Raw genomic sequence first — 338 nt, 5'->3', positions numbered from 1 at the left:
ACTACAACCTTGCCGAGAGCACGGTGTACGGCGTCGGCTCGGGCTTTTCCTGGGCGCTGGCGATCGCCGCGCTGGCGGGTATCCGCGAGAAGCTCAAGTACAGCGACGTCCCCGAGGGCCTGCAGGGCCTGGGGATCACCTTCATCACCATCGGCCTGATGTCGTTGGGCTTCATGTCGTTCTCCGGCGTGCAGTTGTAAGGAGAGGCCCGTGATCGGATTCGAGATTTTCCTGGCCATCGGCATGTTCACCGCCATCGTCCTGGGCCTGGTGGCGATCATCCTGGTCGCCCGCGCCAAGCTGGTGTCGAGTGGCGACGTGACCATCCAGATCAACGG

Annotated in this window: 1 protein-coding gene; it reads left to right on the top strand. The window is 63.3% G+C overall.

Annotation, left to right across the window (positions count from 1 at the left end):
- Positions 1-200 (top strand): Rnf-Nqr domain containing protein (locus tag ACLJNW_RS23845; protein WP_410961173.1); only part of this gene is annotated, 200 nt, incomplete at its 5' end.
- Positions 201-338: the final 138 nt, after the last annotated feature.

The sequence above is a fragment of the Salmonella sp. SAL4457 genome (genome assembly GCF_046548235.1).
Classification (GTDB): Bacteria; Pseudomonadota; Gammaproteobacteria; order Enterobacterales; family Enterobacteriaceae; genus Salmonella; species Salmonella enterica.
This window is presented reverse-complemented; position numbering and strand designations above follow the sequence as displayed.